Genomic DNA, 9,346 nt, shown 5'->3' on the forward strand with positions numbered 1-9,346 from the left:
ATAGCGATGTCGTTCCCCCCGATGCGCCCACTCATTTTTGCCTGCTGCTTCCTTTACGCATTGGGCGCCGCAATTGTCGCTCGGGCGGGGCCGGAGGCCGTGCCGGTTTCCGAGGACTACGATTTGCGGACTTGGGATACGGATAACGGATTGCCTGAAAATACCGTAACGGGCATCGCGCAGACGACCGACGGCTACCTCTGGCTGGCAACAGAGGGTGGACTGGCGCGCTTTGACGGTGTCCGCTTCACGTCATTTCAAAAAGGTACGACGCCGGGTTTGGAATCGAGTTATGCGCGCTCCCTAGCGGTAGACCCGCAGGGCGCTTTGTGGATCGGGCAAGAACGTGGCGGGGTCGCCCGCCTGCGCGATGGGCGTTTTGAAACGATCGTGCCCGTGGCGCCTCCGCGGGGGCAGACGAGCTGGGTGGGTTCCTTTGCAGTGGATGCCGCGGGAGCGATGTGGATCGGACTGGCGCCGGACCAGGCGGTGTATCGGTGGCGCGACGGGCAGTTGACGAAGTTGACGGCGGATGATGGGGTGGGTGCGGGGAAGGATACATTCGTGCACGCGGACGCGGACGGGCGGATCTGGTATGCGACCAAAGCGATGTGCGGTATTTTCGACGGCACGCGATTCCAACCGTTCGATCCGGAAGGTGGGCCTCGCGTGCATCTCGCGACAGCGCGCAAGGGCGGGATGTGGGCGACGCGGGGCAACAAGCTGCTGCACTACTGGGCTGATGGCAGGCGCGAAGAGATCGCCGACATCGAGTGGCTGGGGGGGGCGGTGGAGGTGACCGTGGTCTATGAGGACTATGCGGGAGACTTGTGGTTGGGGACGCGCGGTGCGGGGTTGCTGCGATTTCGTGCAGGGAAGTTTGTGCGTGTGCCGACTTCTCACCAAGGGGTCCAGGCCATATTTGAGGATCGAGACAAAAACCTGTGGGTAGGGACGCTGAGTGGGCTGAATCGGCTGCAACCGCGGCGCTTCTTTTTACTCGACTCACGCCATGGTCTCGAAAAAGAGGGGGTACTTTCGCTTTGTGAGGATACCGAAGGTAAATTGTGGCTCGCCGTCCGCGATTCGGCGCCCGTTCGGGCGATCGATACCAGGAATCAATTTTTTGCGGCTCCCGAGGGCTGGGTAAATTCCGTCACGATGTGTATTTGCGCGGATCCCCAAGGAGGCGTCTGGGTCGGTCGCGATGGCGGAAAATTGATGCGCTGGCGCGACGGCGCTTACAGCATGGCCAATACGGGCTATCCCGTAGCGACTTTGTTGTGCGACCACAAAGGCAATCTCTGGATTGCGACGATCCTTGCCGGCCTCCTTCGCTACCACGATGGCGTCGTTGAGCGGATGCCGACGGGCGACGGCCGTGTCCTCTTTCGCGCATTGGCCGAAGACGGCACCGGACACATCTGGGCGGGCACGGACGATGGTCGTGTCTTTCGCCAGGAAAACGGACAGTTTGAGCCTGTTCCGATTCCTGGCGCCAAGAGTGGTGAATCGATTCGTTTTTTGGTGCCGGATGGGGCCGACACTGTCTGGATCGGCGCCCGGGAAGGGGGGTTGATTCGCTGGCGCTCGGGCCGCGTCGACCACCTGCCGATCGATGCTGGACCCAGCATGCAGGATCTTCGCGCGCTGGTCATTGAACCCGATGGAGGTTTCTGGCTGGCCATGGGGCGCGGTCTCTTTCGTACGTCCCGCAAAGATCTGGAGGAGGTCCTTGCCGGCACGCGGCGTCTGCTCAGGGGAGCCGCCTATGGGCGCGATGATGGTTTGGCAAAGCTGAGATTCGCCTTTGGCCGGAGCAATGCCGCGATTCGCACACGTGACGGAAACCTCTGGTTTGCCACCGATCGCGGTCCATTGGAAGTGAAGCCGTCGCCCGCGGCGGACAGTCCTCCGATGTCTTCCGTGGTGGTGGAGGAGATGCGAGTCGGTGGTGAGCTCATAGCGCTCGCATCTGGGAGCTCGATCACCCTGCCGCCCAAGCCAGGTCCAATCGAAATTCGCTATACCGCGCCGCAATTGAGTGCGCCGGAAAGGCTGCGGTTTCGCTACCGGCTCGCCGGGCTGGAGGACGCGTGGACGGCAGGGCAGAACGATCGTATGGCGACGTACACGCGGGTTCCGCCGGGAAGGTATCGCTTTGAGGTTGCCGCGAGCGAGGGACCGGGATCGGAGCACGCAGTGGTGGCCACGTTTCCCTTTGTGGTGCAGGCTGCGTGGTGGGAAACGAATCTGTTTCAGGGGATTGTCGGGTTTCTGAGTGCGCTCGCCCTGGCGGCCATGGTGCGAATGATCGTCTTGCGCCGGGTTCGCGCGCGAATTTGGCGGCTGGAGCAGGAACACGTCTTGGAAAAGGAGCGCGCCCGCATAGCCCGGGATATGCACGACGAACTGGGGGCGAGTCTGACCCGCATCGCCCTGATGAGCGAGATCGCCGCCGATGAGCCGGAGATGCACGGCGCCGCGGCTCAACAACTCGGTGAGATTGCCCAGGCCGCGCGCCTGGTGACCGGAACACTCGACCAGATCGTGTGGACGGTGAACCCGCGCAACGACACGCTGGAACGGCTGGTCGGCTACCTGGGCGAATTCGCGGCCGAGTATCTCGCTCCGACGGGGCTCAGCCTCCATCTGGAACTGCCCGCCGAAGTGCCCGCACGGATCGTGGCGTCGGAAACCCGCCATGAAGTGCTCCTCGCGACGAAGGAAGCGCTGAACAACGCGGTGAAGTACGCGCGGGCTCGCGGTGTCACCTTACGCGTGCTGGCTGGCGTAGAGACACTCGCCATCGTGATATCTGATGACGGCTGTGGTTTCGACCCGCAAGCCGTCACCGAGTTTTCCAATGGACTCATCAATCTGCGACAGCGCCTGAGTGCGCTCGGTGGATCGGCTGAGGTGGTGAGCCAGTCGGGAGCCGGAACGACGGTCACATTGCACGTCCCGCTTGCCGCCAAATGAAAGGCGGCTTGTCACCCAGAAATGCGACTCGACCATTGTAAAGATGGGTGGATGGTAGGGGCGTCTCGCGCCTTGCATTCACCCGCTGTCACGTCCACCTCCCTTGAATGAGTCTCTCTCATGCCCTTCACCCTTGCCATCGTTGAAGATGATCCCGTTATCCGTGCGGGTTGGGTAAAGATTATCAACCGGTCGAGCGGCTACCGCTGCGTGAGCGACTACGGCAGCGCCGAGGCCGCGCTCGTGGGGTTGATCAAGAACCCGCCGGATTTCGTGCTCATGGACATCAACCTGCCCGGAAAATCGGGCATCGAGTGCACGCGTGAATTGAAACGGCGTGTGCCGAAGATCGAGATCGTGATGCTGACGATGTTCGACGACCGCGACAACCTCTTCGACGCGTTGCGCGCCGGGGCCACCGGCTATTTGCTCAAACGCACCACGCCCGCGGCGCTTTTGGAGGCGCTCAATCAACTCAAGGGCGGAGGCTCCCCGATGTCGCCCCAGATTGCCCGGCAGGTCGTGCAATTCTTCCGTCAGCATGAGCCGGCGGCGGCATCGGTGGCCGGAGGCGTGGAGAAGCTTTCCGCCCGCGAAAGCGAGATTCTGCGCTGCCTCGCCGAGGGACGGCACTACAAGGAGATTGCCGATCAACTGCAATTGAGCATGGACACGGTGCGGACGTACATCCGGCGCACCTACGAGAAATTGCACGTGCATTCGCGGACCGAGGCGGTGGTGAAGTATCTCGGGCACTAACGAAAGCGGTTTCGCCCCCCGTTGGCGCCATCGGCCGCTGTCTTCGTTTTCCCGGAAAAAAAGACGTGAAGGCGGCCTGACAAACTGGGCACAACTCCTTGTCGCCCTGTCGCATACCCATGCGACTACCACGATCGTTTGGCGGGTGCGAAGTTGGACTCGCAAGCAGTCAACTAACATTCACCCCCCCCACGATGTTTATGTTCCAACAAAACGACGACCTGCAATTTGTGGAATCTTCGCTTCTCTACCGGACGTTTGCCCGTCAGCGCGATGAGATCCTTCGCTACAAGTGGATCGAAAGCGAAAAGGCGGGAGTGGACATCGGATTCGAAAAAGCCCTGCTCGGCTGGTTGATCAGGCAAAGCGCGGGCAGTCGCCAGGCGCGGTAAACGGCGGCCGCCCTCCCTTCGAGAATGTTATCGCTGACATCCGCCCGCTTAAAACATGCGTGCCAGCACCGCCGTTCTACCGCTCGTGTCACCACGTATCACGGCGCCCGTAAAGTGTCTCGCCCGGCGCACTTTGTGGACGAGGGGAAGCCACTTGTCACATGTCCATGCGACTACTGCGGTTTTGGGGGAATGGGCAGTTTTAACGGCAGAAATGAATCCGCTGTCCCATTCCACCGCAGCGCACGCGCTCCTCGCCGGGCGTTGAGCCACCGTGGCTCGCGGTAATGATTCGCGGATTTAACCCCCAACTCAGGTCCACCTCAATGAAACTGACCAACCGTCCCCTCCTCCTCCTGTTCGGCTGCTGCAGGAACAGCCGCAAAATATTCTTCGTGTGTAGCCGTTCGATCCTCCTTGCGGGCATCATGGTCCTCATCGCCTGGCGGTTCTCGCAGGCGGCGAGTCTGACATGGGATGGTGGCGATGCGACGCATAATGGCACCTTTGGAGGCACAGGTACGTGGGATCTCAATACCACGGCGAATTGGGATAACGGCGCTGCCGATGTCGTTTGGACGGACAACTCGGCCACGGGCGTGGACACGGCAATCTTTTCCGGCACGGCGGGCACCGTCACGCTCAATACCAACCTGAGCGCCCTCGGCCTGCAGTTCACCACCACGGGTTACACGATTTCCGGCACGGGCGTTCTCACGCTGGGCTCTGGTGGCATCAGCGCCGGCGCCTTGACCATTGGGACGACCACGATCGGGAATGCCCTGTCGCTCGTCGGCGGCCAGTCCTGGACTGTGGGGGCGGGAGGCACTCTTGCGGCCAGCGGCACGATTACCCGCAATGTTGGTTCCACGGTTGATTTCTCCAGCGCCGGCACCTTCAATGGTGCGGGCTTGGTCGGCGCCACTAGCGCGACGACCGCCAACGGCTGGGCCACGGTCGGCGGGACGAATTGGGCGATCAATGATGGGACAAACATCACCGCTCTCACCAATTATGCCTCGGCCACTGCCACGACCTCCACGGCCGGCGGCACGACGGTCGCAAACTACACCGGCAAGGACGTGGATGTCACCAATAGCCCTGGTGCCCTGGCTGGCGTGGTAACCATCAACAGCCTGCGATTCAATACGACTGCGGCGAACACATTCACCTTCGCCACAGGCGTCAACACCATCACTTCCGGTGGTATTCTTGTGACCAGCGCGGTTGGCAACAATCTTTCCACGATTACCGGCGGCACGCTGCAAGGTGCCGCCGGCAAGGACTTGGTGGTAATTCAAAACAATACCAGCAATGGCCTGACCATTGGCTCCATTATTCAAAATAACACGACAGCTACGGGCCTTACCAAAACGGGCGCGGGCACGCTGACACTTTCCGGGGTGAACACATACACCGGCGGCACGACGATCAATGCAGGTACTCTGCAAATTACGCAGACAACGAGCGCGGCGGCGACGGGCACTTTCAATCTTGGAGGCGGCACCTTTCAGATCAATCAGGCGGGAAGCAACTTCGGTTATAGTTCAACGATCAATCTCACTGCCGATTCCACTTTCAGCAGCATCGGCGCTGGCGCGATCAACTGGACCGGCACACTCAACGGCAACAGCCATGTTCTGAATGCCAATTCCGGCGCGACGCGCGTCTACCTGAATGGCACCTTTAACAACGTTACCCAGATTAACATCACCGCGGGCGCGGTGGGCCTCGATCTGGCTTCGACAGGCCACGAAAGCACGCCGGTTGTCGTCTCTAGCGGAGCGTCATTATTTGTTGCCAACGCAACCAACACGCTGGCAAGCAATATTACGCTGAATGGCGGCACGGGGTTTGGGGGCACGGGTGCCCTCGCATTGGAGAGTGGAGCAAATCTCACCCCCGTTCTCTCGGGAACTCTGACGCTGAATAGCGGCAACAGCTCTATTGGCAATGCCGGCACGGCGAACGCCGGAAATAACATATCGATCACCGGAAAGGTCACCGGCACCGGTTCATTGACGAAGATTTCGATCAATAGACTCACTCTCTCGAATGCGACCAACGATTACAATGGAAGCACCACCATTACCGGTGGCGTTCTGCAGGCCAACGACGGTGTTGGTTTGCCCACCGGCAGTTTCCTCTCGCTGGATGGCGGCGTCCTCCAAAGCAATAACAGTTCTGCGAGCTTCACCCGGAGCCTCGGCACTAGTGGGGGCGGTAATTTCCAATTCACTGCAAATGGTGGTGGCTTCTCCGCCAACGGCGGACAGTTGACGGTGAACATCGGAGGAGCTACCGCCGGGCAGACCTGGGGCAGCACGGTCGGGACGAACCTTGTCGGCACGCTTCAGTTCGGCAGTGTCTCCGCCAACGCCAAGACGCTTTTTCAGAATGCAATCGACCTGAATGGCGGCACCCGCACCATCAACGTCACAGCGGGAACGGGTGGTGATTCAGCCGAAATTTCGGGCAACATCACGAACTCCACCGGCACGGGCGCTCTCACTTTCGGCGTCGCCGGCACTGGCACGTTGGTCCTTTCCGGCACGAACACCTTCAACGGCGCGCTGACATTGACCAGCGGCGTATTGAGCGTGGGGGCCACGGCCAATCTCGGCGGCGCGAGCGCGGATAACAACGTAACTTTCAACGGCGGCACGCTTCAGGTCACGGGAATATCGATGACTAGCTTCGGGTCGCATACGCTTACCTACAACGCCAGCAAGACCGTCGGCTTTGATATCAACAATGCAGCCAACAACTTCAACGCGGGAGCCACGGCCTTCGTCTCCACCGACACGCTGCTCAAAACCGGGGCGGGCACATTGACGCTCGGGGCTGCCTCCAACACTATCAAGATTCTCCAGCTCAACCAAGGCACGCTGGATATCGGCGCGAACAATCTAACGATCAGCAACACCGGCGGCACGACGATCAATGACGCCAGCACCAGCGGCACCACGACGATCAATGCCACGGGAGGTGGAAAAATTGTCCTTTCGCAAAACAGCACTACAGACGGTCCCGACATTGGTGCTGCAAACGGCGCGACGTTGATCATTAACGCGAACATCACCGGCACCAGTTCGTTTGAAAGCTGGACCGGCACGAATAACGGCACTGGAGTGACCGTTTTAAATGGAACGAATGACTATACCAGTGACACGCTTATCCATGGCGGTGTTCTGAGCGTGTCGAGCGTAGGCAACCAGGGTTCCACCACGAGCAATCTTGGCAAAGGCACGACCATTCATTTTGGCACGAGCACTGTTTCCAGCGGCGTGCTTCTCTACACGGGCGCGGGTGAAACTTCGAATCGCGTCATCGACCTTCAGGGCACAACCGCCGGCGGAACCATTGATGCCTCCGGCTCGGGGCTTTTGAAATTCACGAGCAATCTGACCACGACTGGAAACGGCGCGAAAACGCTGACACTGCAAGGTTCCGACAGCGGTGAGTTTGCAGGCAATCTGATCAATAGTTCCAGTGCGACATCCATTACGAAAGCCGGCGCCGGCACGTGGACCCTCTCCGGCGCGAATACCTACACTGGCGCGACAACGCTCAGTGGCGGCACGCTGATAGCGGCGGCCAACGCAGGTAACACGCCGGTTAGCACATCCTCCGCGTTGAGTGCTTCGACGACGGTCACGCTCGGCGTCGGTACCACTCTGGAGTTGCTGGGCAACACCACCAACACCATCTTTGCTCCTACCAGCGTGGTTGAATCAGGGAATGGCACCTTTAATTTCATCGCTGGCAACAACGGCAGCGGAACCGGGAACACTTTGATTCTCGCCAACATGGGCCAGTTTGGACCCGCCTCCACTGCGCCGACGTTCAATTTCAGCAGCCTGAATGGCTATAACTGGCAGCTTGGTTCCGGAGCATCGGGAACAGGCGCATTGAATGTTTTCAACAGCACGGCAATCAATTCCAACACCGCCGGATCCACCCTTTCGATGCCAGGGGGGATCACCATTAATTTCGCTGCGGCTTATACGTTAACTTATGGGGGCGCGGGCAATATTAGCTCTGGGACGCTCGTCCAAAACGGCGCCTTTGCTTCCCAGTGGGCCTACAACGGCACGGGGAAACTTACCCTTGCGGCTGGTTATACATTTACGGGGACGAGCACCATTGCCAGCGGTGGAACAGTGCAATTGGGCAACGGCGCGACGGCAGTGACCATGAGCGGCGGTATCACCAATAACGGCACGCTCATCTACGATCCGAATGCGGCCTTCACCTCGACGGCCATCACCGGCACCGGCGCGGTCACGATCATCGGCGGGCAGACCGTCAAGAAAACCACCAGTCTTTCTACCGGACTCCTCACCCTCGGCGACAGTTCCACGACCGGCACGCTTGACCTCAATGGTACCGCCCAAACCGTCGGCGGCCTGACCAACGGCAGCTTCACTCCGGCGAGCGACAGCATTGTGAACACGGGTGTAGCGGCGGCGTTGACGATTGACACGACCAATGGCAGCCAGTCCTTCGGCGGCGTGATCAGCCCGGCGACGGCGAACTTGATCAGCCTGGTCAAGACAGGCAATAACACCCAGACCTTCAATGGCACGACCGCCAGCACCTTCACCGGCGGCATTACGGTCAATGGCGGCACCCTCGCTCTGAACGAGGCGAACGTGGCCGGAACCAACAACCTAGTTTCAAGCTCGAACGCTTTGATCCTGGGCGGTGGCACATTGAGCGTCAGCGGCGGCACCCAGACCCTGGCCAGCCTGGCCACGACCGCAAACACGACCAGCTTCCTGACCCTCGGAGCCAACAGCACGCTGACGATTACCAGCGCCACCCAGTCCTTCGGTGCCAGTTCGCTATTGACTCTCAACACGAGCGCGGGAGGCGCAAATGGTGCGACGGTCGGCAACGCGATCATGGTCTGGAATACGGGAACTGCCGGTTCGATTATCAATAATGCATTTCTGGTGACGGATGCCGGTGGCACCGGTTTTGCCACCAAGAACGGCAGCAACCAGATCATCCGCCTCAATACTACGCTATTGCCTGCGTCGGGCGCGGTTTCCGCGACCAACTACTTCATCGATAACAACACGGGCGGCACCGCGGCTGCGGGCAGCAACACGCTCACTCTTTCAGCCAGCGAGGCCGCCAACAGCATCTCGGTGGATACGACGGCCAACTCCGGCACCTTAGACCTCGGCGCTGGTTCATTCACCCTG

General features: G+C 60.2%; 4 protein-coding genes. All 4 read left to right on the forward strand.

Annotation, left to right across the window (positions count from 1 at the left end; genetic code table 11):
* Positions 1 to 699: 699 nt before the first annotated feature.
* Positions 700 to 2,982: a two-component regulator propeller domain-containing protein gene (locus ABJF10_RS08925; protein WP_348544203.1), complete on the forward strand. Its 2,283-nt coding sequence runs from the start codon at positions 700 to 702 to the stop codon at positions 2,980 to 2,982.
* A 120-nt stretch (positions 2,983 to 3,102) separates the two neighbouring features.
* Positions 3,103 to 3,741 carry a response regulator transcription factor gene (locus tag ABJF10_RS08930; protein WP_348544204.1) on the forward strand — a complete coding sequence of 213 codons (639 nt, stop codon included), beginning with the start codon at positions 3,103 to 3,105 and terminating at the stop codon, positions 3,739 to 3,741.
* A gap of 194 nt (positions 3,742 to 3,935) precedes the next feature.
* Positions 3,936 to 4,133 carry a hypothetical protein gene (locus ABJF10_RS08935; protein ID WP_348544205.1) on the forward strand — a complete coding sequence of 66 codons (198 nt, stop codon included), beginning with the start codon at positions 3,936 to 3,938 and terminating at the stop codon, positions 4,131 to 4,133.
* A gap of 326 nt (positions 4,134 to 4,459) precedes the next feature.
* Positions 4,460 to 9,346 (forward strand): autotransporter-associated beta strand repeat-containing protein (locus tag ABJF10_RS08940; RefSeq protein WP_348544206.1); only part of this gene is annotated, 4,887 nt, incomplete at its 3' end.

Origin of the sequence: Chthoniobacter sp. (assembly GCF_040003245.1) — a bacterium.
GTDB lineage: Bacteria > Verrucomicrobiota > Verrucomicrobiia > Chthoniobacterales > Chthoniobacteraceae > Chthoniobacter.